The sequence below is a fragment of the Arthrobacter sp. ASL1 genome, assembly GCF_056680475.1.
Map to the genome: position 1 here is coordinate 130,034 of NZ_CM155284.1, position 23,667 is coordinate 153,700.

19 protein-coding genes are annotated in these 23,667 nt (G+C 67.3%); 15 read left to right on the plus strand and 4 right to left on the minus strand.

From position 1 onward, the window contains the following. The first annotated feature begins 93 nt into the window (after positions 1–93). Both AC1MEQ_RS00590 and AC1MEQ_RS00595 read left to right on the plus strand, forming a co-directional pair. Positions 94–1,146, plus strand: a complete 1,053-nt coding sequence (locus AC1MEQ_RS00590) for a TerC family protein (protein ID WP_479793015.1) — start codon at positions 94–96, stop codon at positions 1,144–1,146. Between the two features lie 148 nt (positions 1,147–1,294). Then, complete coding sequence (locus tag AC1MEQ_RS00595) at positions 1,295–2,659, plus strand: MFS transporter (RefSeq protein WP_479793017.1); 1,365 nt, start codon at positions 1,295–1,297, stop codon at positions 2,657–2,659. Here AC1MEQ_RS00595 and AC1MEQ_RS00600 read toward each other — a convergent pair. Then, positions 2,656–3,969, minus strand: a complete 1,314-nt coding sequence (locus AC1MEQ_RS00600; RefSeq protein ID WP_479793019.1) for an alpha/beta fold hydrolase — start codon at positions 3,967–3,969, stop codon at positions 2,656–2,658. The two genes, AC1MEQ_RS00595 and AC1MEQ_RS00600, sit on opposite strands and share 4 nt — an antisense overlap. A 151-nt stretch (positions 3,970–4,120) precedes the next feature. Here AC1MEQ_RS00600 and AC1MEQ_RS00605 point away from each other — a divergent pair, with 151 nt between their 5' ends. Further along, complete coding sequence (locus AC1MEQ_RS00605) at positions 4,121–4,972, plus strand: metal-dependent hydrolase (protein ID WP_479793021.1); 852 nt, start codon at positions 4,121–4,123, stop codon at positions 4,970–4,972. 13 nt (positions 4,973–4,985) lie between these two features. Here AC1MEQ_RS00605 and AC1MEQ_RS00610 read toward each other — a convergent pair whose 3' ends face one another. Both AC1MEQ_RS00610 and AC1MEQ_RS00615 read right to left on the minus strand, forming a co-directional pair. Then, positions 4,986–7,520 (minus strand): DEAD/DEAH box helicase, encoded by a 2,535-nt coding sequence (locus tag AC1MEQ_RS00610; RefSeq protein WP_479793022.1) that lies wholly within the window; start codon positions 7,518–7,520, stop codon positions 4,986–4,988. Between the two features lie 434 nt (positions 7,521–7,954). After that, positions 7,955–9,481, minus strand: coding sequence for an alkaline phosphatase PhoX (locus tag AC1MEQ_RS00615; protein ID WP_479793024.1), 1,527 nt, complete (start codon positions 9,479–9,481; stop codon positions 7,955–7,957). Positions 9,482–9,918: 437 nt separating this feature from the next. Here AC1MEQ_RS00615 and AC1MEQ_RS00620 point away from each other — a divergent pair, with 437 nt between their 5' ends. Together AC1MEQ_RS00620 and AC1MEQ_RS00625 are read left to right on the plus strand one after the other, a co-directional pair. Next, positions 9,919–10,716 carry a trans-aconitate 2-methyltransferase gene (locus AC1MEQ_RS00620; RefSeq protein ID WP_479793026.1) on the plus strand — a complete coding sequence of 266 codons (798 nt, stop codon included), beginning with the start codon at positions 9,919–9,921 and terminating at the stop codon, positions 10,714–10,716. A 111-nt stretch (positions 10,717–10,827) separates the two neighbouring features. Then, positions 10,828–11,031, plus strand: coding sequence for a hypothetical protein (locus AC1MEQ_RS00625; protein ID WP_479793028.1), 204 nt, complete (start codon positions 10,828–10,830; stop codon positions 11,029–11,031). Between the two features lie 24 nt (positions 11,032–11,055). Here AC1MEQ_RS00625 and AC1MEQ_RS00630 read toward each other — a convergent pair whose 3' ends face one another. Further along, complete coding sequence (locus AC1MEQ_RS00630) at positions 11,056–11,727, minus strand: MBL fold metallo-hydrolase (RefSeq protein ID WP_479793030.1); 672 nt, start codon at positions 11,725–11,727, stop codon at positions 11,056–11,058. A 106-nt stretch (positions 11,728–11,833) separates the two neighbouring features. On the opposite strand from AC1MEQ_RS00630, the gene AC1MEQ_RS00635 reads away from it, so the two are divergent. The 10 genes from AC1MEQ_RS00635 to gap all read left to right on the plus strand — a co-directional run bounded on the left by AC1MEQ_RS00635 (position 11,834) and on the right by gap (position 23,648). Further along, positions 11,834–12,214 carry a GntR family transcriptional regulator gene (locus AC1MEQ_RS00635; RefSeq protein ID WP_479793032.1) on the plus strand — a complete coding sequence of 127 codons (381 nt, stop codon included), beginning with the start codon at positions 11,834–11,836 and terminating at the stop codon, positions 12,212–12,214. Between the two features lie 93 nt (positions 12,215–12,307). Further along, a complete protein-coding gene (gene uvrA / locus AC1MEQ_RS00640; RefSeq protein ID WP_479795987.1) occupies positions 12,308–15,205 on the plus strand; it encodes an excinuclease ABC subunit UvrA in 2,898 nt (965 codons plus the stop codon). Between the two features lie 103 nt (positions 15,206–15,308). Continuing rightward, entirely contained in the window at positions 15,309–16,016 is a 708-nt protein-coding gene (locus AC1MEQ_RS00645; protein WP_479795989.1) for an HAD hydrolase-like protein, read from the plus strand. Continuing rightward, positions 16,017–16,685 carry a lysophospholipid acyltransferase family protein gene (locus tag AC1MEQ_RS00650; RefSeq protein WP_479793034.1) on the plus strand — a complete coding sequence of 223 codons (669 nt, stop codon included), beginning with the start codon at positions 16,017–16,019 and terminating at the stop codon, positions 16,683–16,685. A gap of 9 nt (positions 16,686–16,694) precedes the next feature. Then, complete coding sequence (uvrC, locus tag AC1MEQ_RS00655; protein ID WP_479793036.1) at positions 16,695–18,683, plus strand: excinuclease ABC subunit UvrC; 1,989 nt, start codon at positions 16,695–16,697, stop codon at positions 18,681–18,683. 37 nt (positions 18,684–18,720) lie between these two features. After that, entirely contained in the window at positions 18,721–19,614 is an 894-nt protein-coding gene (gene rapZ, locus AC1MEQ_RS00660) for an RNase adapter RapZ (RefSeq protein WP_479793038.1), read from the plus strand. A 5-nt stretch (positions 19,615–19,619) separates the two neighbouring features. Further along, on the plus strand, positions 19,620–20,681 hold the full coding sequence (locus tag AC1MEQ_RS00665) for a gluconeogenesis factor YvcK family protein (RefSeq protein ID WP_479793039.1): 1,062 nt from the start codon (positions 19,620–19,622) through the stop codon (positions 20,679–20,681). Continuing rightward, on the plus strand, positions 20,672–21,652 hold the full coding sequence (whiA, locus tag AC1MEQ_RS00670) for a DNA-binding protein WhiA (RefSeq protein ID WP_479793041.1): 981 nt from the start codon (positions 20,672–20,674) through the stop codon (positions 21,650–21,652). Before AC1MEQ_RS00665 ends, whiA begins: the two co-directional genes overlap by 10 nt. Positions 21,653–21,744: 92 nt before the next feature. After that, positions 21,745–22,374, plus strand: coding sequence for a superoxide dismutase (locus AC1MEQ_RS00675; protein ID WP_479793042.1), 630 nt, complete (start codon positions 21,745–21,747; stop codon positions 22,372–22,374). 263 nt (positions 22,375–22,637) lie between these two features. Then, on the plus strand, positions 22,638–23,648 hold the full coding sequence (gap, locus tag AC1MEQ_RS00680) for a type I glyceraldehyde-3-phosphate dehydrogenase (protein WP_479793044.1): 1,011 nt from the start codon (positions 22,638–22,640) through the stop codon (positions 23,646–23,648). Positions 23,649–23,667 lie beyond the last annotated feature (19 nt).

Sequence of the window (23,667 nt, forward strand, 5' to 3'; positions counted from 1 at the left end):
CACAGCGGCCGCCCCGGGGACCGGGTCGGCGGAGAGACTTGCGGCCATGCCCCATATCCCCAGCCGGCGCCGAGCGCGCCCGGAAAGGTTACCGTGTCGGAACACCTGACAATCCAATTCGAAGTGATCTCGTTCGTGGCCCTCGGCCTGATCCTGCTCTTCGATCTGCTCTATGTGGTCAAGCGGCCGCATGAGCCCTCCATGAAGGAGGCCGGCCTCTGGGTCGGCTTCTACGTGACCCTGGCCATCCTCTTCGCCGGACTGTTGTGGTGGCAGGCCGGCCCGGACTACGGCCAGGAATTCGTGGCCGGTTGGGTGACCGAGTACAGCCTGAGCGTGGACAACCTGTTCGTGTTCATCATCATCATGGCCCGGTTCTCCGTACCGCGGAAGTACCAGCAGGAAGTGCTGATGTTCGGCATCATCATCGCGCTGATCCTGCGCGGCATCTTCATCCTGCTCGGCGCGGCACTCATCGAGAACCTCACCTGGATCTTCTACATCTTCGGCATCTTCCTGCTGTGGACCGCCTGGAAGCAGGCCACCGGCAGCGATGACGACGAAGACGAGGGCGAAAGCGGGCTGGTCTCGAAGCTGACGGCCAAGCTGCCGGTCAGCAAGAACTTTGACGGCAACAAGCTGCGCACCACCATAGACGGCAAGCGGATGTTCACGCCGATGGTCATGGTCTTCATCACGATCGGGATGACCGACCTGCTGTTCGCCGTCGACTCGATCCCGGCGATCTTCGGCCTGACACAAAGCGCGTTCATCGTGTTCACGGCGAACATCTTCGCCCTCATGGGCCTGCGGCAGCTCTACTTCCTGCTGGGTGGGTTGATGGAACGCCTGATCTTCCTGAAGCACGCGCTGTCGATCATCCTCGCCTTCATCGGCGTCAAGCTGATCTTCCACGCCATGCACGAGAACGAGCTGCCCTTCATCAACGGCGGCGAGGGCATCCTCTGGGTGCCGGACATCAGCACCGGCTTCTCACTGATCGTCATCGTCGGCACCCTGGTCGTCGCCACCGTGGCCAGCCTGATGAGCCCGGCCGGCAAGCGCGCCGCCGCGGAGGCCCAAGAGGCCAAGGAGAAGGCAGCAGCCGAGCAGGGCAACGGGGAGGACCAGGAGAACAACTCCTAGCCTCCGGCCGGCGGCCCGTTCCCCGGGACGGATAGGCCTGACGGGCCCGGACCACGGTGACCAGTCCGAGTTCACCGATGGACCGGGCCCTTTGCCATGCCCGGCGGTCCCCATCGGCGAGTGCCGTGACCCTTGGTAGGCTGCTCGGGTGACCGAAACCGCCGCGGCAGACGACCCATCCGCCGTCGTGCGCCGCCAGCAGCGCCGGGTCGTCACGACCCTGTCGTTGGCCCAGCTGCTCAGCGGCATCGGCAACGGCTCCGGCCTGGCCCTGGGGTCGCTGATGGCCGTGGAGCTGACCGACAGCAACGCATTCGCCGGGGCTCCGACCATGGCGATCTCCGTGGCCGGAGCCGTCACCGCCCTGCCGTTGGCCGGAATGGCCATCCGCCGGGGACGGCGCATTGCGCTATCCACCGGCTTGCTGATCGCCGCCCTCGGCGCCGTCGGCATGGCCCTGACACCGGTCGTGGGCAGCATCGGGCTCCTCCTGGTCTCCGCGGCACTGCTGGGGGTCGGCAACGCCGCGAACCTGCAGGCCCGCTTTGCCGCGACGGACCTCGCAGCACCCCAGAGCAGGGCCCGCGACCTGGGCCTGGTCGTCTGGGCCATCACGATCGGAGCCGTGGCGGGCCCCAACCTGATCGGGCCCGGCGCCGCACTGGGGGCGCGGCTCGGGCTGCCGGAGATGAGTGGTCCGTTCCTGTTTTCGTTGACCGGGATGCTGCTCTCCGTCGTCGTGCTCAATATCGGGCTACGGCCCGACCCGCTGTCCATGGTCAGGGCCGAGCGGGCCGCGGGGGGAGTACAGGGTCCCGCCCCTTCGGCGATCCGCGGCGGACTGGCGATCCTGCGGGCCAACCCGGCAGCCCGGCTGGGCGTCCTGACCATCACCGCATCCCACCTGGTCATGGTGGCCGTGATGTCGATGACGCCCGTTCACCTGAAGGACCTCGACGCCCTGGCCTCCGGCGGGGGCACCGCCATGACCGGGCACCATCCCAGCCTGGACGTGCTGGTGCTGATCGGATTCACCATCTCATTGCATATCGCGGGCATGTACGCGCTCTCTCCACTGGTCGGGCTGCTGGCCGACCGGCGCGGACGGATCACCACGATGCTCATCGGCGACGCGGTCCTGGTCGCGGCACTGCTGACCGCCGGACTGGGCGCCTCCCACACGCCGGCGGTCACCACCGGACTCGTGCTGCTCGGGATCGGCTGGTCGATATCGACGATCGCGGGGTCTGCCTTCGTCGCCGAAAGCGTCGCCGCCGGCCACCGGGTCCCCATCCAGGGGCTATCCGATGCGTTGATGGGCGTTGCCGGGGCGCTCGGCGCCGCGGGATCCGGGGTGGTGCTCGCCCTCATCGGGTTCCGCGGGCTCGGTTTGGGCTGCCTGGTGGTGGTGCTGCTTGTGGCCACCATCGCAGTGTGGCACGCCCGCCGGCCGGGAACAGACGTGCACGCCGCCGCCGCTTCCCCGGCGCGCGGTGCCGACGTGGCCGACTAGTCGGCGCGTTCCCCGGGAGTGGTCATGCTCAACAGCCGGGCAAAGATGTCGGCCCCCTCGTCGGCGATCCCGTCATGGTGGAAGTCGGCGGTCTCCCAGACCTGGAGTCCGCGGACCCGCTCGGCCGTGGCCCGGCTGATGTCCCGGTCCACGTAGACGTCGTCGGTGTACACCGCGGCCGCCACCGGCACCGCGTTGGAGGCAAGCTGTCCGACGTCGTATAGTTTCGGCCAATCCGCGCGTTCGGCCAGGATCCGGGCCACGTCTTCCAACGGCCGCAGTGCGGGATCATCCCGGAAGTACCAGCTGTAGACCATCTCGCCGGTCAACAGTGGTTCGGTGGACGTGGGGTCGAAGGCCGGGAATTCGGCGGCGACGCGTTCGGCTGCCCAGCCGGTGGCGTGCCCCTGGGCGTAGATCGATTCGTGCATCAGGGCGTAGAGCGGGTTTGCGGCCCGGCTCGCCTGATGGGACAGGACGTCGGCAAAGGCGTCGGAGAGCCGCGGGCCGGCCGGGGTGGGGATGAACGCTGATTCGAAGACGTAGTGGAGCTGGTCCATGCGCGTGTTGCCGCCCAGGAACTGCCCGAGCATCTGGACCAGGCCCCCGGTGATCCGGCGGCCGTCGGGAAGCAGTTCGTGCTCCTGCTCGACGTGGCGCATGATCCGGTTCAGCACGATCCGGTCCTCCGGGTAGCGCGTGAAGTACTCGGCGTTCCGGGCGGCCATGCGGGCGTAGGTGGCACGGTAGACGTCCTCGGGGCGCCCCTGCAGGGGGCCGAGGCCGCCGGTGACCAGACAGCGGTCCAGGCCCTCGGGGGCCTGCGAGAGATAGGTGAGCGTGCAGAAGCCGCCGTAGCTCTGCCCGAAGGTGCTCCACGAGGTGATGCCCAGGGTGGCCCGGATGGCTTCGGCGTCGTGCACGATCGAGTCGGCCCGGAAGTGCGCAAGATAGGAGGCCTGGGCGGCGGCGTCGCCACGCAGCGGCAGGGATTGCCGGTTGGCCGGGGTGCTCAGGCCCGTGCCGCGCTGGTCCAGCAGCAGGATGCGGAACGTCTTGGCTGCCTCGGCCATCCAGCCGGTCAGGCTGGACACCCGGGGGCCCTGTCCGCCGGGACCGCCCTGCAGGTAGAGCAGCCATGGCAGCGCATCGGGAACCTCATGGTCGAGTGAGCTGATTTCGCGGGCGAAGACGGTGATCGATTCCCCGCCCGGGCGGGCATGGTCGAGGGGAACGGTGAAATAGTGTTCGACGGCGCGCAGGCCGCGGAATTCGTGGGTGGCTGCCACGCGGTGCATCAGGGCGGTCATGTGATCAACACTACCGGGCACGACGGCGCGCGGCGGCTCCGACTTGTCGGTGACGGTGCCTAGGGTGGGAACGCGCGGTGGCCTCCCCGGGGGGACGGGGTCGGCCACCGCGTGTCCGGCCAATATTTCGAGCGAAAGCGAGCCTCCGCCCATGATGGGAGGACATCATGCAGCCAGCGGTGCCGCCGTCTGGATTGCCGCCACCACGCAGCCCGTCATCGCCTGGGGGCCGCTGGCCGAGCGCTTTGCCATCCTGCCCGCCCAGATGCCGCTGGGGTTCGGGCTGCTCGATGTCACCCCCGCGGGGGTCCTCGCCGGCGCCATGGCCTGCGCGGGGGCGGCCTTGCTGCCCGATGCCGACCATCGGCACGCCACCATTGCCCAGTCCCTGCCGCCGGTCTCCAACGTCGTCTGTGCCGGGATCGGGGAGGTGGCCGGTGGGCACCGCAACGGGACCCATTCCCTGTTCGGTATCGTGGTCTTCACCGGGATCGCCTACCTGCTGGGGCTGTGGCAGATCGAACTCCCGCGCTACGGCACGGTCTTTCCCGGTGCCGGACTGTCTGCGGTCCTGCTCATCGCGTTTGCGCTGAAGGCCCTGAAGTTCATCCCGGACTCCATGCGGCGTCTGCCGTGGCTGGTCTCGATTCCCGCCGGTGCCTTCGTGGCGCTCTTCGCCCCCGAAGAGCAGTACTGGTTCGTGCTCGCCATGCTGCTGGGCACCGCGACGCATATCGCGGGGGACCTGCTGACCGTCGGCGGCTGCAACCTCATCTGGCCGCTGAAGATCCGGGCGCCGCGCATGGTGCGCCGGCTCCCGGTTCTGCGGCACATCTGGCGCAGGAGCGGCCGGCTGTCAATCCCCGTGTTGGGCACTGCCGGGTCGTGGCGTGAATGGCTGCTGTGTGTGCCGATCTCCCTCTACGCGTTCCTGGGGATCATGCTGCCGGCCATCGACATCGCGCGGACCCGGACGGAGCCGCTGGTGGCACTCCTGCCGTGACCGCAGCGGTGCCTCAGCCCAGCCGGCCGACGCCCGTCACGGTGACCACTGCGGAGCCGGTCTCGTCGGAGTCCGCCAGGTTGACCACTGCGTCGATGCCCCAGTCGTTGTTCCCGGCGGGGTCCTTGAAGATCTGCCGGATCTTCCACTCGGTCCTCGTCGGGGTGATGATCAGCAGCTGGGGGCCGCGTGCCGCCGGACCGTCGTCGATGTCATCGTGTTCGTCGAAGTAGGCGTCCATGGCGTTGGCCCAGGCATCTGCGTTGAACCCGTTGTGGCCATCGAGGTCCCCGAGTGTCCCGTCCTGTTCATCTGCGAAGAGCTGGACCCGCCGGAACATCTCGTTGCGGACCATCACGCGGAAGGCCCGCTCGTTGGAGGTCAACCGCTCCGGTGCCGGCGGCGTGATCTCAGCGGCCATGTCGTCGGGCAGCTCGCCCTGGGAGAGCTTCTCCCACTCGTCGAGCAGTGAGGAGTCCGTTTGCCGGACAAGTTCGCCGAGCCACTCGATGAGGTCCTCCAGGTCTTCACGCAATGCATCGCGGGGGACCGTCTGGCGCAGGGCCTTGAACGCGTCCGTGAGGTAGCGCAGCAGGATGCCCTCGGAGCGTGCCAGAGAGTAGAACTGGATGTACTCGCCGAAGGACATGGCCCGCTCGTACATGTCGCGCACCACGGACTTGGGGGACAACTCGAAGTCGCCCAACCACGGTGCGCCCTGCCGGTACGTCTCGAATGCCTCGCCCAGCATCTCGGCCAGCGGCTGCGCGTAGGTGACCTCGTCCAGCGCGTTCATCCGCGCCTCGTATTCCATGCCCTCGGCCTTCATGGCCGCGACGGCTTCGCCCCGGGCCTTCTTCTCCTGGGCGTTGAGCACTTGGCGGGGCTTTTCCAGGGTGGCCTCGATGATGGAGACCACATCGAGGGCATAGGTGGGGGCCTCGCGGTCCAGCAGTTCCAGGCTGGCCATGGCGAACGGGGAGAGCGGCTGGTTCAGGGCGAAGTTCTGCTGCAGGTCAACGGTCAGGCGCAGCAGGTTGCCGTGCTCGTCGGGCTCGGAGAGGCGCTCCACCACACCGGTGGCCAACAGCTCGCGCAGGATGCCCAAGGCCCGCCGGAGCAGGACACGTTGCCGTGCCGGCGGTTCGTGGTTCTCGGTGAGCAGTCGCCGGGCTGCGACGAAGGAGTTGCCGGGCCGCTCCAGCAGATTGAGCAGCATGGAGTGGGTGACGGTGAACGATGAGCTCAAGGGTTCAGGCGTGGAGGTCACCATCTTGTCGAAGGTCTTCTCCGACCAGGAGACGAAGCCCTGCGGTGGCTTCTTCTTCACGACCTGGCGCAGCTTCTTCTGGTCGTCGCCGAACTTGGCGACCGCCTTGGTCATGGACTTCTTGTTCTCGATGGCGAACTCCGGGGCCTGGACCACCACCGTTCCCGCGGTGTCGTAGCCGGCCCGTCCGGCACGGCCGGCGATCTGGTGGAATTCGCGGGCATTGAGCGGCCGGGTGCGTACGCCGTCGTACTTGGACAGTGCAGTGAGCATGACCGTGCGGATCGGGACGTTGATTCCCACGCCCAGGGTGTCGGTTCCGCAGATCACCTTGAGCAGCCCGGCCTGGGCGAGCTGTTCGACCAGGCGGCGGTACTTGGGCAGCATGCCCGCGTGGTGGACGCCGATCCCGTGGCGGACCAGGCGGTTCAGGGTCTTGCCGAAGCCGGTGGCGAAGCGGAACCCGGCGATGAGCTCGGAGATCCGGTCCTTTTCCTCCCGGGTGCAGACGTTGATGCTCATCAGCGACTGCGCGCGGTCGATGGCCTCGAGCTGGCTGAAGTGCACCACGTAGACGGGGGACTGGTTGGTGGCCAGCAGCTCCTCCATGGCTTCCTGGACCGGTTCTTCCGAGTAGTAGTTGTGCAGGGGGATCGGCCGTTCGGCGTTGGCCACCGTGGTGGTCTGCCGGCCGGTACGCAGCGTGAGCTCGTCCTCGAAGCGGGTGACCTCGCCCAGGGTGGCGGACATCAGCAGGAACTGGGCCTGGGGCAATTCCAGTAGGGGGACCTGCCACGCCCAGCCGCGCTGCGGGTCCGAGTAGAAGTGGAACTCGTCCATCACGACCGGGCCCAAGTCCGCGTTTTCCCCCTCACGGAGAGCCACGTTGGCCAGGATTTCCGCGGTGCAGCAGATGATCGGGGCGTCCTGGTTGACCGAGGAATCACCGGTGACCATGCCGACGTTCTCGGCGCCGAAGATCTCGCACAGTGCGAAGAACTTCTCGGAGACCAACGCCTTGATCGGGGCCGTGTAGTAGCTCCGTTCGCCCCTGGCCAGCGCGTGGAAGTGCGCGGCGACCGCCACCAATGACTTCCCCGACCCCGTCGGGGTGGCCAGGATGACGTTGTTGCCCTCGACGATCTCCATCACCGCCTCGTCCTGCGCCGGATAGAGGGCGATGCCGCGATCCTCGGTCCAGGTCAGGAACGAGGCGTAGGTGGATTCGGCGGTCGCCCCGCGCGGTGGCGTGTCGGGCAGGAGCTCAGTGAGTTTCATGGTGGATCCAGCCTATCGCCCGCGGGCCACGACGGCGCAGTGGTCGCGGATCCGTGGAGATGTGTGGGCATGGCGCGACGCTGTTCGCGACGGGTGCGCGATCGCCAGCGGACTATCGATGGGGCAAAAGGCCCGTTGCCGAGGGCCCCGGTCGTGCCGCGGCTGCCAGTAGTGGCGTTGATCAGGCGTCACGGCGATAGCTGGTCGCTGTCTGCGTTTTCCTCCAGAAACAGGAAGAGCGCCTCCCGGCCTGTTCGTGATCGTCGAATCGTTGAGCGGCCGCACCCGTCCACCCGCTGTAAGAGGGGCAAACGAGGACTTGGACGCGACGGTACTTCCGGGAGCATCGCTGCCGAGGGGTTGGCGTTGGATCGCATGGCGCCGTAGGTCCCTCCATTGACCGTGAGGAACCTACGGCGCCCAAACGGCGGGAGTTACCTGCTTTCGGAGGCAGCCGCGTTCGACGGGCGGGTCCAGGGTCCGGTGATCGCGAGCGTGAAGCCGGGGGACTGGATATTGGCGAAGAGCCACCTGCCATCCGTGCTAAATGCGGGGCCGCAGAACTCCGAATCGTTGAACTCGTTGCGTGCTAGCGGGTAGGACTTACCTTGTTCGGTAACGCCCACCAGATGGGATACGCCGTTTCCGTCCTCGGCCAGAATGAGCCCGCCCTGCGGTGCCACGGTGATGTTGTCCGGACCGTCGAAATGTCCGTCCAGTTCCGGAGCGGGGTTGACGCCGAAGATGGTCTTCAGGGTGATGCTTTCGGCGGCAGGATCGTAATGCCACACTTGGCCGTCGTGTTCGTTGACCGAACCATCTGAGGTGCGGGCGAAGCTGGAAACGAAGTATGCGCCGCCGTCGCTCCACCACTGTCCTTCCAGCTTGCGGGCCCTACTGATCTGATCGTTGGTGAACTGCTGGCGGACGGACGTGGTGCGTGCATCTCGGTCAGGCACATCGATCCATTCGACCTTGAGGCGGGTACCCACCTGGGTGGCTTCGGAAAGGTCCTTGATATGGGTCGAGCCACGGAAGCACTTCATGGCTTGCAATCGACCGGCCCGGTCGCCGCCTGCAGACTGGGCAAGCGCGTGGAGTGAACCCTTGCCGGCGGCAAAACCCGCGGGCGGCGTCCAGCGCAGGTACAGCCCATGGGGATTGCTGGCATCTTCGGTCAGGTAGATCTGGGTCGTGGCCGGGTCGATGGCGACGGCCTCGTGAGAGTAGCGGCCAAGGAATTTCAGCGGGATCGCGGAACGACCCACATTCGCTGCACGGCTCGTGGGATCGACTTCAAACACGTAACCGTGGTCCTTGGTGTTTGAACCGGAGCCTGCACGGGACTCGGTCTCCTCGCAGGTCAGCCAGGTACCCCAGGGCGAGATGCCACCCGCGCAGTTGTTGTCGGTCCCGGCAACGGAGGTGTACTGGCTTACGCGGTTGCCCTCCGCGTCCACAATGATGGTGGACGTGCCACCGGTGGCCCCGGGGTCGTAGGTGATCCCATCGACAACGGGTACGGGAAAGGGCTCGGAACCACTGTTTTCGTGGTTACAGATCAGCACGGACTTGCCACCGGGGGCGTCGAAGACGCCAATGCCGTCAGGATCGGAGGGGTGCACACCGTCCGCAGTTCGTGTCTGTCCGGATCGAGCGACCAGTTTGTAGGAAAAGCCCTTGGGCAGCGCCAGAATGCCCTCGGGGTCGGGAACGAGTGGTCCGTAACCTAGGGCGTTGCGCGTTGCGGCGTTGGCAGGTCTGACGAAGGGGGAGAGACTGCCTGCGCCGGCGAATGCGAACCCCAGGGCGGCGGCTCCTGCACTGGCTCCGAGAAAGTTGCGGCGGGAAACGGGGACGGCCATGGTTTTTGCTCCTGAATCGGTGGGGTGGACATGGTTCCCCCACTCTCTCCGTCGCGCATGAACGGCAGACAACGGTGGGATGTCTTCCGAGGTCACCGTTGCATCAGACCTATCCCTTGGCTCCACGGCAGCGAAGGGCCGAAGGGACGATGGGGTGAGCGCGGGCTCCCTTGCCCTGGTCCATACGCGGCCCGTCCGAGCAGATCCTCGACGCCCTGTATCGCAGGCGCCGGGATATGGAGTCAGCCGCATACTCCTGACACGTTCCATGGCGTTCTCAAGGGACAGGGGATGAGCGGTGGCGAAAAGACCGGCGGAAACTCAAGCCCGTGAAGGCGGACGGCTCCAGCGATGTCATCATGCGCCCACGGACGGGCTGGTTCAATGAGGTAACACTCTGATAATCGCCGATATCGACGCATCCGACAGCGCGACCACCGACGCTTCAGCCCGCCACGGCGACATCATCCGGAGGGCAGCCATGACCGCCAGGGCGGAATGCCTTGGCTTGAGCCGATCGGTACTGTTGGTCCATGAAATGGAACCCCGCCAAATACGTGCAGTTCGCCTCCCACCGGGACCGGCCCTTCTTCGAATTGACCCAGCGCATCGACGCGGCGTCGCCCCGGAAGGTCGTCGACCTGGGCTGCGGCCCCGGCCCGCTCACCGCGGCGCTCGCCGACCGGTGGCCGAAAGCAGAAGTGACGGGGCTGGATGCCTCGGCCGAAATGATCGCCAGTGCCGCCGCCGACCACCGGCAGTCAAACCTGGCGTTTGCCGAGTCCGACGCAATGACGTGGATGCCCGAACCGGGAACCGACGTGCTGGTCAGCAATGCCATGCTGCAGTGGATCCCGGGACATCGCGAGCTGATGGCCGGCTGGCTGGGTGCCCTGGAGCCGGGGGCGTGGTTCGCGGCCCAGGTGCCGGGGAACTTCGGTGCCCCCTCCCATGCGCTCATGCGGGATCTCGCGGGTCGCCCGCATTGGACGGCCCGGCTGGAGGGTCTGACGCTGCGCAAGGATGCGACCGCCGAACCGGAGACGTACCTGCGGCTGCTCCTCGACCACGGTTTCGAGGCCGATGTGTGGGAGACGACCTATTCCCAGATGCTGCAGGGCACGGACCCGGTGTTGGAGTGGGTGCGGGGAACGGCTCTGCGCCCGATCTTGTCGGTCCTGGGGGAGCAGGACGCGAGGGAGTTCGAGGCCGAGTACGCCGCCCTGGTCCGGGAGGCCTACCCGCCGTTCGCCGGCCCCGAGGGGGAGCAGCTGACGGTCTTCCCCTTCCGGCGGATCTTCATGGTCGGGCAGAAGGCCAACGTCCGCTGATTCCCGGCGGTCAGACCGTGGATCCATGACCTGGATCGCACCTCTTCTTTTCGGCTCCTCCCGGTGGTAAAGCCGAAGGTACGGACCGACCATGACCACCAGGAGACCGCCGTGGACCACATCCTTCCCGCCGCCTACCAGAAATACCTCGATGCCGCGCCGGAGCGACAGATCGGCACACTGCGTCCCGTTCTGCTCGAATCAGTGGCGGAGGGCAACACCGGGGTGCTGGTGCGCTTCATGGGGACAGCGGTCCACGCCATGACTTCGGAAAAGATCCCCTTCGGCGAAATACGCGAAGAACACATGGAGTAGGCGCGCCTCCGGCAGTCGCCGGGGCTACCAGCCGCGCTCCCGCCATTCCGTCAGATGGGGGCGCTCGGCGCCCAGGGTCGTACCTTCCCCATGGCCGGGGTGGACCAGCGTGTCATCCGCGTAGGGCACGAACATCCGGTTCACGACGTCGTCGTACAGGGAAGCGAAACGCGCCGGGTCCTTCTCGGTATTGCCGACGCCCCCGGGGAAGAGGCTGTCGCCGCTGAAGATGTGGGTGGGGCCAGCCGGGTCCCGGTAGACGTAGGCGATCGAGCCCGGGGTGTGGCCGCGCAGGTGGACTGCGGTGAGGTCGAACCCCTCGAAGGAGCCCACGTCGCCGTGGTCCAGCGTCACGTCGATCTCGACGCCCACCTGATCGCGAATCCCGTCGGCGTCAGCCGTGCCGGCCGCGGTGCGCACACCGGTCTCGACCGCTAGTTCCTTCAGCGCCCGGATGTGGTCCCAGTGCTGGTGGGTGGTGGCGATCAGTGACAGTTTCGGTGCGACGGGGGCATCATCCGCGGCATCGGCGAGCATGCGGCGCAATGCCGGGGCGTCATCTGCGGCGTCGATGAGCACCTGCGCCCCAGTCTGCTTGTGGGTGATCAGATAGGCGTTGTTGGCCATGGAGGAAACCGAGGTGCTGCGGATCGTGACGTCCGCCAGGTCGTGCAGCAGGGAGTTTTGGGTGCTCATGGTGCCCAGCCTAGGGTGCGGGGCCATACCCCTGCTAGGTGCCCGGGTACTGTGGATGCACCCACACCCACGGCCCGGCAATGGCCGGGACACCCGAGGAGCCATAGTGAACGACGACGATGTGCTGGCCTTTGTCGAGATCCGCAAGGACGCGACCGCCAACCCCTATGACCAGATACGCCAGCAGGTCCTCGACGCCATCGCCTCGGGTCGTCTCGTCCCCGGGACCCGGCTCACCTCCGTCCGGGCGCTCGCCGGACGACTCGGGGTGGCCGTCAACACGGTGGCCAGGTCCTATCGCGAATTGGAGCAGGCCGGGGTCGTGGAGACGCGAGGCCGCCACGGCACCGTGGTCCTCGCCACGGGGTCCGAGGCGGACCGGCGGCTGGCAGGGGCGGCAACAGAACTCGTGCAGCACGCACGGCAATGGGGCGTTGACGAGGGCCGGACCCTGGAATTCGTCCGGGCTGCCTTCCGCGGGCAGTGAACACCGCGCGCAGATAGGCCCGGAATCCCGGGAAAGCGACCGGCACTAGAACGTGTATTCGAACGAGTTTTCGACTACCATCAACACGTGGCTATTACCCCCAGCGCTCTAGAAGCAGATACCGACCCGTCGGCCGTGCGCGCTCACGACCAGTCCCGCCTCGTGGTGAAGGGGGCTCGCGAGCACAATCTGCGCAACGTCGATCTCGACCTTCCCCGCGACGCCATGATCGTCTTCACTGGTCTTTCCGGCTCAGGGAAGTCCTCGCTGGCGTTCGACACCATCTTCGCCGAGGGCCAGCGCCGCTATGTCGAATCGCTCTCCGCCTACGCCCGGCAGTTCCTGGGCCAGGTCGACAAGCCGGATGTGGATTTCATCGAGGGCCTCTCGCCCGCGGTGTCGATCGACCAGAAGTCGACCTCGAAGAACCCCCGCTCCACCGTCGGCACGATCACGGAGATCTACGACTACATGCGTCTGCTGTGGGCCCGCGTCGGCAGGCCCTACTGCCCGGTCTGTGGCGAAGCCGTCACGCGGCAGACGCCCCAGGCGATCGTCGACCAGCTCCTTGAACTCGAGGACGGGACGCGGTTCCAGATCCTCGCCCCGGTCGTGCGCGGCCGCAAGGGCGAGTTCGTCGACCTCTTCAAGGAGCTGGCCGTCAAGGGCTACGCCCGCGCCCGGGTCGATGGGGAAACAATCCAGCTCAGCGACCCTCCCAAGCTGGGCAAGCAGTACAAGCACACCATCGAGGTCGTCATCGACCGGCTCGTGGCCAAGGACGGCATCCGCCAACGCCTCACGGACTCCATCGAAACCGCCCTCGGGCTGGCCGACGGACGCGTACTGGCGGACTTCGTGGACCTGCCCGACGACGATGAGGGGCGGGTCCGGGCCTTCTCCGAGCACCTCGCCTGCCCGAATGAGCACCCGCTGGCCATCGACGAAATCGAGCCACGCTCGTTCTCCTTCAACAACCCGTTCGGCGCCTGCCCCGCCTGCACCGGCATCGGCACGCGGCTCGAGGTCGACGAGGAACTCGTCATCCCGGACCCGTCCAAGTCGTTGGCCGAGGGGACCATCGCCCCCTGGTCGCTGGGGACCGCCACCACGGAATACTGGAACCGGCTGTTGGCCGGCTTGGCCAAGGACCTGAAGTTCGACCTGGAGACCCCGTGGCGCAAGCTCACGGACAAGCAGCGCGAGGCCATCCTCAATGGCAAGGACCACAAGGTCGTCGTCCAATACCGCAACCGCTTCGGCCGCGAACGCAAGTACAGCACCGGATTCGAAGGTGTCATCCAGTACATCCACCGCAAGCACCAGGAGACCGAGTCCGACCACGCGCGGGACCGGTACGAGGAGTACATGCGGCAGATCCCCTGCCCCGAGTGCAACGGCGCCCGGTTGAACCCCGCGTCCCTGTCCGTGCTGATCAACGGCAAGTCCATTGCCGAGGTCTCGGCAATGCCCATGCGCGACTGCTCGGAATTCCTGAACGGGTTGACACTGACCGGCCGCGAAAAGCAGATCGCCCACCAGGTCCTCATCGAGATCCAGGCGCGGCTGCGCTTCCTGCTCGACGTCGGCCTCGAATACCTGAACCTGGAACGCGCCGCGGGGACCCTCTCCGGCGGCGAGGCGCAGCGGATCCGCCTGGCTACCCAGATCGGCTCCGGCCTTGTCGGGGTGCTCTACGTCCTGGACGAACCCTCCATCGGCCTGCACCAACGGGACAACCGGCGCCTCATCGAGACCCTGAACCGGCTGCGCGACCTCGGGAACACGCTCATCGTCGTCGAACACGACGAGGACACCATCCACCAGGCCGACTGGATCGTGGACATCGGCCCCGGAGCCGGCGAACACGGCGGTTCCGTCGTGCACTCCGGTTCCCTGGAGGGGCTGCTGGCCAACACCGAATCGCTGACCGGCGACTACCTCTCGGGGCGCCGGAAGATCGACCTGCCCACCAAGCGGCGCAAGGTGGACCGCAAGCGCCAGGTCACCGTGGTCGGTGCCCGCGAGAACAACCTGCAGGAACTCACCGTGAAGTTCCCGCTCGGCGTCTTCACCGCCGTCACGGGGGTCAGCGGTTCGGGCAAGTCCACGCTGGTCAACGACATCCTCTACAAGGTCATGGCCAACAAGCTCAACGGCGCCAAGCAGGTGGCCGGTCGCCACACCCGGGTCGAGGGCCTCGAGCAGCTCGACAAGGTGGTCCACGTGGACCAGAGCCCGATCGGGCGCACCCCCCGCTCCAACCCGGCGACCTACACCGGCGTGTTCGACCATGTGCGCAAGCTCTTCGCGGAGACCAACGAGGCGAAGGTCCGCGGCTACCTGCAGGGCCGGTTCTCCTTCAACGTCAAGGGCGGCCGCTGCGAGGCCTGTTCCGGCGACGGAACGCTGAAGATCGAGATGAACTTCCTGCCGGACGTCTACGTGCCCTGCGAGGTCTGCCACGGCGCCCGGTACAACCGCGAGACCCTCGAGGTGCACTACAAGGGCAAGTCCATCTCGGACGTGCTGCACATGCCGATCGAGGAGGCCGCCGAATTCTTCGCGGCATTCACCCCGATTGCCCGGCACCTGAACACGCTGGTCGACGTCGGCCTGGGTTACGTCCGGCTCGGGCAACCGGCCACGACGCTCTCCGGCGGCGAGGCACAGCGGGTGAAGCTGGCGTCGGAGCTGCAGAAGCGCTCCAACGGACGCAGCATCTACGTGCTCGACGAGCCCACGACCGGCCTGCACTTCGAGGACATCCGCAAGCTGCTGCTCGTCCTCCAGGGGCTCGTGGACAAGGGCAACACGGTCATCACCATCGAACACAACCTCGATGTCATCAAGAGCGCCGACTGGGTGATCGACCTGGGTCCCGAGGGCGGTTCGGGAGGCGGCCAGGTCATCGCCTCCGGGACACCGGAGCAGGTCGCCAAGATCGAGGCCAGCCACACCGGCGGCTTCCTCGCCGGGGTCGTGGACTGACGATACCGCGCCGCCCGTGGCGGCGGGCCTGACGTTGCGGAGTATTCCGCCGCGGGCATGGTTGCCGTCCCGGCACGGTGGTTCGTGCAACAATATTGCGGTGATGATTCCTGCCCGCGCCGTACTCCTCGACCTCGACGGCACCCTGGTCGACCCGGCGGGCGGCATCACCGGAGGCATACTCCACGCACTGCTGGCCAACGGCATCGCCCACCCCGGCGACGAACACCTGCATGCGCTGGTCGGCCCCCCGCTGGCCAGCGGACTCATGACGATTCCCGGCATGACCGAGGTCCTGCTGCCGAAGGTCATCGCCGACTACCGCGAACAGTATGCCGCCCACGGCATGGCTGCCAGCCGCGTCTACCCGGGGATCGAAGAACTGCTCGTCGCGCTGCGGAACGAGGGTCGGATCCTGGCCGTCGCCACCTCCAAACCCGAGCCGCTGGCCCGCCGGCTCCTGGCCGCGAAGGGGCTCGACGGCTATTTCGACACCATCCACGGTTCGGCACCCGACGAGGTCTCCGCCCCCACCCGGACCAGCGGCAAACCGCATATCGTCGCCGCCGCCCTGGATGCCACCGGCCAGGGCCCGGAGCACACGGTCATGGTCGGGGACCGGCTCCACGACATCGAGGGTGCCCGCGCCAACGGCCTGCCCGCCATCGGCGTCTCCTGGGGCTTCGCCGCGGACGGCGAGCTGGAGGCGGCAGGCGCTGCCGCCGTCGTGCATTCCCCCGCCGAACTGGGACGGCTGCTCGGTGCCGCGGATGCCACCAGCGTCAACGCCCTGCGCGATGGTTCCGCGTAGATGGAACTGTTCGAAGGGGTCCGCGCCGGTTTCCGCGGAACGATCCACACGCTATGCCGTCCCGACATCACCGGGTTGGAAAACGTCCCGACCGAGGGCCCGTTCATCGTGGCCTCGAACCACCTCTCGTTCCTGGACAGCATCATCATCCAGGCCATCTGCCCGCGGCCCGTCGCGTTCTTCGCCAAGGCCGAATACTTCACCACCCCCGGCCTCAAGGGCCGGGTCATGAAGGCGTTCTTCGAATCCGTCGGCTCCATCCCCGTCGAGCGCGGGGAGCAGGCGGCCAGCGTGGCGGCACTGGATGCGCTGGTCGATCTGCTCGAGGACGGGCAGGGCGTCGGGATCTACCCGGAGGGCACCCGATCGCGTGACGGGCGGCTCTACCGGGGCCGGACCGGCGTGGGCTGGCTCGCCCTGTCGACCGGTGCACCCGTGGTCCCGGTCGGGCTGGTGGGCACCGAGCGCCTGCAGCCCGCCGGCAGCAACCGGATCATCCCCCGCAAGTTCACGCTCACCGTCGGGAAGCCGCTGCAGTTCGACCATGTCGGACGCAAGCACCCGCTGCCGCTGCGCCGCCAGGCCACCGACGCCATCGTGGACGCGATCGCCGCGATCACCGGGCAGGAACGCTCGGGCAACTACAACCAGTCGCCCTCCGCGGAGTAGCGTTAACGCATGGCCGATCCCACCAGCTACCGCCCCCGGACCGGTGAAATACCCACCAGTCCCGGCGTCTACCGTTTCCGCGACCCGCAAGCCCGGGTCATCTATGTCGGCAAGGCCAAGAACCTCCGCTCGCGGCTGAACTCCTATTTCGCCAACCCGGCGACGCTGGCGGCCAAGACCCACACGATGGTGCACACCGCGGCGAGCGTCGAATGGACGGTCGTCGGCAGCGAACTCGAGGCCCTGCAGCTCGAGTACACGTGGATCAAGGAATACGCCCCGCGGTTCAACATCATGTTCCGCGACGACAAGTCCTACCCCTACTTGGCGGTCACCCTGGGGGAGAAGTTCCCCCGTGCCCAGGTCATGCGCGGGGACCGGCGCAAGGACGTGAAGTACTTCGGGCCGTTCTACCCGGCGAAGGCGATCCGCGAAACCCTCGACACCCTGCTCCGCGTCTTCCCCGTGCGCACCTGCAGCGCCGGCATCTTCCGTCGGGCCCAGCAATCCGGGAGGCCCTGCCTGCTCGGCTACATCGACAAGTGCTCGGCGCCGTGCGTCGGACGCATCAGCCCCGAGGACCACCGCAAGCTCGCCGACGAGCTCTGCCAGTTCATGGGCGGCGAGGGCACCCGGTTCATGCGTGACCTCGAGTCCCAGATGAAGGCGGCGGTCGCCGAACTCGACTACGAGCAGGCGGCCCGGCTGCGCGACGACATCGCCGCCCTGCGTCGCGTCTTCGAGCGCAACGCCGTCGTGCTCTCCGAGGACACCGAAGCGGACATCTTCGCCGTCGCCGAGGACGACCTCGAGGCGGCGGTCCAGGTCTTCCATGTCCGCAACGGACGCATCCGCGGCCAACGCGGCTGGGTCGTGGAAAAGGTCGAGGAGACCAGCGGTCCCGAATTCATCGAGCACCTGCTGCAGCAGGTCTACGGCGAGAACACCGGGGGCGACAGGATCCCGCGCGAGGTCCTCGTCCCCGTCGAACCCGAAAACCCGGAAGAGCTGGCGATCTGGCTGCGCGGGTTGCGGGGGGCCGCGGTGAACCTGCGGGTGCCGCAACGCGGCGAGAAGGCCACCCTCATGGGAACGGTCAGGGACAACGCGGAACAGTCGCTGCGCCTGCACAAGTCACGCCGCGCCGCCGACATCACCACCCGCAGCGCAGCCCTGCAGGAACTGCAGGAGGCCCTGGGCCTGCCGGTGCCGCTGATGCGCATCGAGTGCTACGACATCTCCCACGTCCAGGGCACCAACGTGGTCGCGTCCATGGTCGTCGTCGAGGACGGGCTGCCCAAGAAGTCCGACTACCGCAAGTTCTCCATCACCGGCGACGCGGCCCGCGACGACACCGCCTCGATGTATGACGTCATCACCCGCCGCTTCCGCCACTACCTGGACGACCAGGCCGCCATGGCCCCGGTCATCAGCGGCGAGATCAGCATCGAGGAATCCGGCGAGAAGGCACCGCCGCGCAAGTTCGCCTACCCGCCCTCGCTCGTGGTGGTCGACGGTGGGCCGCCGCAGGTGGCCGCCGCCGTGCAGGCCCTGACGGACCTGGGGATCGACGACGTCTACGTCGCGGGGCTGGCCAAGCGGCTGGAGGAGCTCTGGCTGCCCGAGGACCCGTTCCCCGTCGTGCTGCCGCGCGCCTCCCACGGGCTGTACCTGCTCCAGCGCATCCGTGACGAGGCCCACCGCTTCGCCATCACCTTCCACCGGCAGAAGCGCAGCGCCGCGATGACCACCTCGCTGCTGGACGACGTTCCGGGGCTCGGGCCGGCCAAACGTCAGGCCATCGTCAAACATTTCGGATCGCTCAAACGCATGCGTACCGCCGGTGCCGAGGACTTCCAACAGGTCAAGGGCGTGGGCCCACGGCTCGCTGCGCACCTGGTCGAGGCCCTCGCGGTCCCCGACACGGCGGATCGGGAGGGGCACGACGACGGGGCGGAACCCGCCGTGAACACCGCCACGGGCGAACTGCTGGACTGAGGAACGAGCGGGTCCCGATCCCGACTAGACTGAAATCATGAGTACCGAGCTGAGCACCGTCAAGCCCGAAGAGTCAGAAATGCTGGTGGTGACCGGCATGTCCGGGGCCGGCCGGACCACCGCAGCCCACGCCCTGGAGGACCAGGGCTGGTACGTCGTGGAGAACCTGCCCCCGCAGCTGTTGCGGACCCTCACCGACCTGGTGGCCCGCAACCCCGGGTCGATCCCGAAGCTGGCCGTTGTCATGGACGTGCGCAGCCGTGACCTGTTCGCCGAACTGCGGGAAAATCTGGGCCAGCTGCGTGCCGCCGGCGTCAAGTACCGGGTGCTGTTCCTGGACGCCAGCGACGATCTGCTCATCCGCCGTTTCGAACAGGGCCGCCGGCCGCACCCGCTGCAGGGCGATGGCCGGATCTCCGATGGCATCACCGCCGAGCGCGAGGTCATGCGCGAGATCAAGGACAACGCCGAGATCGTCATCGACACGACCCCGCTGAACGTCCATGCGCTGGGCCGGTCGATCATCGAGCTCTTCTCCGATTCGGGCCCCGTGGTCCTGCGCCTGAACGTCATGAGCTTCGGATTCAAGTACGGGTTGCCGACCGACGCCAACTTCCTGGCCGACGTCCGCTTCATCCCCAACCCGCACTGGGTGCCCGCGCTGCGCCCCCACACGGGCCAGGACGCCGTGGTCAGCGACTACGTGATGGAAGCCGAGGGAACGGCCGAGTTCATCACCCACTACCTGGCGGCACTCGATCCCGTGCTGGATGGTTACCGCCGGGAAAACAAGCACTATGCGACCATTGCCATCGGCTGCACCGGGGGCAAGCACCGCTCCGTCGCGGTGGCCGAGGAGATGGCCCGACGCCTCCGCCAGGTGCCCAACGTGACCGTGCTGGTCAACCACCGCGACCTGGGCCGGGAGTAGCCGCTGTGACCTTCCTGACGGGCCAGATGCCCATGCTTCCACCGCGGGCCACGGGGGACACCGTGACGGCCACGCGGGTCGCCGCCCTCGGCGGGGGCCACGGGCTGGCCGCCTCCCTATCGGCACTGCGCCGATTGACCAACGACATCACCGCCATCGTCACCGTCGCCGACGACGGCGGTTCCTCGGGGAGGCTGCGCCGCGAGCTCGGCGTCCTGCCGCCGGGGGACCTGCGCATGGCCCTGGCCGCGCTCTGTGACGAGTCCGACTGGGGACGCACCTGGCGTGATGTCATGCAGCACCGCTTCAAGGCGGTAGACGGGGCCGAGAGCTCGCTGGACAACCATGCCCTGGGCAACCTGCTCATCGTGACCCTCTGGGAGCTCCTCGGGGACGCGGTGGCCGGGCTGCGCTGGGCCGGGGCACTGCTCGGCGCCCGGGGCGCCGTCCTGCCGATGAGCGCCGTCCCGCTGAACATCTCCGGCGAAGTGCTCACCACGGCCGACAACGGCAGCCTGGTCCGACGCCGGATCGAGGGCCAGGCCGCTCTGGCAGCCGCGGGCCACGACACGTTGGTCAACAACGTGACGCTCACGCCCACCGATGCCTCCGCCTGTCCCGAGGCCCTCGAAGCCATCGAGCTCGCGGACTGGATCATCCTCGGCCCGGGGTCCTGGTACACCTCGGTGTTGCCGCACCTGCTCCTGCCCGAGGTGCGAGAGGCCCTGCAGAACACCCCCGCCCGCCGGTTGCTGACCATGAACCTCGCGATGGATACGGGGGAGACCGCCGGCCTGACCGCGGCTGGCCACCTTGACGTGATTGCCCGGTACGCTCCGGACCTGCGCATCGACGCGGTACTGGCCGATCCGTCGTGCATCGATGACCAGGCGGCGTTCACCGCGGCAGCCCGGCGGCTGGGTGCCGAATGCTTTTTCGGTAAGGTGGCTAGTGGGCATGATCGAGCCGTCCACGAGCCCCTGCGGCTGGCGGCGGAGTATCAGGACGTCTTCGAGACGTTCGCCCGCAATCCAATGCGAAGTGAGGAAGAGAAGCCATGGCACTGACAGCCTCGGTCAAGGACGAGCTGTCCCGGCTGGACATCAAGAAGTCCTCTGTCCGTAAAGCCGAAGTGTCGGCAACCCTGCGCTTTGCCGGGGGACTGCACATCATCTCCGGACGCATCGTCATCGAGGCGGAGGTCGACCTCGCCGCGACGGCCCGTCGCCTGCGGCAGGCCATCGCCGAGGTCTACGGCCACACTGCCGAGATCATCGTCGTCTCCGGTGGCGGACTCCGCCGCGGCAGCCGCTACGTCGTCAGGGTCGTCCGCGAGGGCGAATCCCTGGCGCGCCAGACCGGCCTGCTCGACGGCCGGGGCAGACCCGTCCGCGGACTGCCCTCCGTGATCGTCAACGGTTCCGCCGGTGACGCGGAAGCGGTCTGGCGTGGTGCCTTCCTGGCCCACGGCTCGCTCACCGAGCCGGGGCGCTCATCCGCCCTCGAGGTCACCTGCCCGGGCCCGGAAGCGGCCCTGGCCCTGGTCGGGGCAGCCCGGCGGCTGGACATCGTGGCCAAGGCCCGTGAGGTGCGCGGCGTCGACCGCGTCGTCATCCGTGACGGGGACAGCATCGCGGCCCTGCTCACCCGCATGGGCGCCCACGACACCCTGCTGGTGTGGGAGGAACGCCGGATGCGCAAGGAGGTCCGGGCGACGGCCAACCGCCTGGCAAACTTCGACGACGCCAACCTGCGCCGCTCCGCCCAAGCGGCCGTCGCCGCCGGCGCCCGCGTCGAACGCGCCCTGGAGATCCTCGGCGACGACGTCCCGGACCATCTGCAGTATGCAGGCCAGTTGCGGGTCGCCCACAAGCAGGCCAGCCTGGACGAACTCGGGCACCTCGCCGATCCGCCGATGACCAAGGACGCCATCGCCGGCCGGATCCGCCGCCTCTTGGCGATGGCCGACCGTCGTGCCACTGAGCTGGGAATACCCGGCACGGAGGCAAGCGTTACAGCAGATATGCTCGACGGCTGATTTTTGCCGCTGGATTTCCGCGCCCCAGGGCCGGGATGCATTACCCACCAGCACGTCCGGCCCCCGGACGTGCACGACGAATGGAGGAGAACATGGTCAAGTACGAACTTCCCGAGCTGCCGTATGACTACGCCGCACTGGAGCCGCACATTTCCGCGCGCATCATGGAGCTGCACCACAGCAAGCACCACAACGCCTACGTCACCGGTGCCAACACCGCACTGGACAAGATGGCCGAGGCACGCGACAAGGGTGACGCCGCCGGCGCCGCCAAGCTGTCCAAGGACCTGCAGTTCAACCTCGGTGGCCACGTCAACCACTCGATCTTCTGGAACAACCTGTCCCCGGAGGGTGGCGACAAGCCCGAGGGCGAACTGGCCGCTGCCATCGACGATGCCTTTGGTTCCTTCGATGCCTTCCGCGACCACTTCACCAGTGCCGCCACCACCATCCAGGGATCCGGTTGGGCCATCCTGGCCTACGAGCCCCTCGGCGGGAACATCGTCATCGAGCAGATGTACGACCAGCAGAACGGCGTCCCCGTGGCGACCACCCCGCTGCTCATGCTGGACATGTGGGAGCACGCCTTCTACCTGGACTACCAGAACGTCAAGGCCGACTACGTCAAGGCCTTCTGGAACATCGTGAACTGGGCCGACGTCTCGGCACGATTCGCCGCCGCACGTTCCGGGGCCAAGGTCCTGGTCGTTCCGGGCAAGTAGCAGCAACCCCCCTGGTCCGAGCGGCCCGGGGGACAAGGGCAAGTTAGATTGCTCACACATCTGGCGCCAGATGGCGTAGGATGTGGTCAACGGTTCCCGCGGGCCCCGTATCCGGTTTTCCCCGGATCGGGAGCCCGCGGGACCGGCCGGCCCACCGGCCAACGACACAACGGGGTGTCCCATCACCAGCAATGCCACCCCGCGTCAATCTCTCCTTATTTGGAGCACGGTGGTGGCTACCACCCGGCAAGGAGAATACTCACGTGACTACCCGTGTTGGCATCAATGGCTTCGGACGCATCGGCCGCAACTACCTGCGCGCCGCGCTCATGAACCAGGCAGACCTCGAGATCGTCGCCATCAACGACCTGGCCCACATCGACAGCCTGGCCATGCTGCTCAAGTACGACTCCGTCATGGGCCGCCTGGCCGAAGACGTCACGGTCGACGGAAACTTCCTGGTCGTCGGCAACCAGCGGATCCGCATTCTCTCCGAGAAGGATCCCGCCCACCTGGGCTGGGGCGAGCTCGGAGTCGACATCGCCATCGAATCCACCGGCATCTTCACCAAGGCCGATGGGGCGCGCAAACACCTCGAAGCCGGTGCCAAGAAGGTCATCATCTCTGCCCCAGCCAAGGGCGAGGACCTCACCATCGTGATGGGCGTCAACGACGGGCGGTACGACCCGGAGAAGCACCACATCATCTCCAACGCCTCCTGCACCACCAACTGCCTCGGCCCCGTGGCCAAGGTCCTCAATGACCAGTTCGGCATTGTGGATGGCCTGATGACCACCATCCACGCCTACACCGCCGACCAGAACCTGCAGGACGGCCCGCACAAGGACCCCCGCCGTGCCCGTGCCGCAGCCCTGAACATGGTCCCCACCTCGACCGGAGCCGCCAAGGCCATCGGCCTCGTGCTCCCGGAGCTCAAGGGCAAGCTCGACGGCTACGCCATGCGCGTACCGGTCCCGACGGGTTCCGCCACCGACCTGACCGTCACCCTGGCCCGCGAGGCATCGGTGGAGGAGGTCAACGCCGCCTTCCGCAGCGCCTCGGAGGAGGGCCCGCTGGCCCCGTACCTGAGCTACAACGAGGACCCGATCGTCTCCAGCGACATCGTCACCGATCCGCACTCGGCGATCTTCGATGCGCCCATGACCAAGGTCATCGGCAGCACCGTGAAGGTCATCGCCTGGTACGACAACGAATTCGGCTACTCGAGCCGGCTGGTCGACCTGACGGAATTCGTCGGCTCGAAGCTGGCGTAACGGCGGCGATCCGATAGCC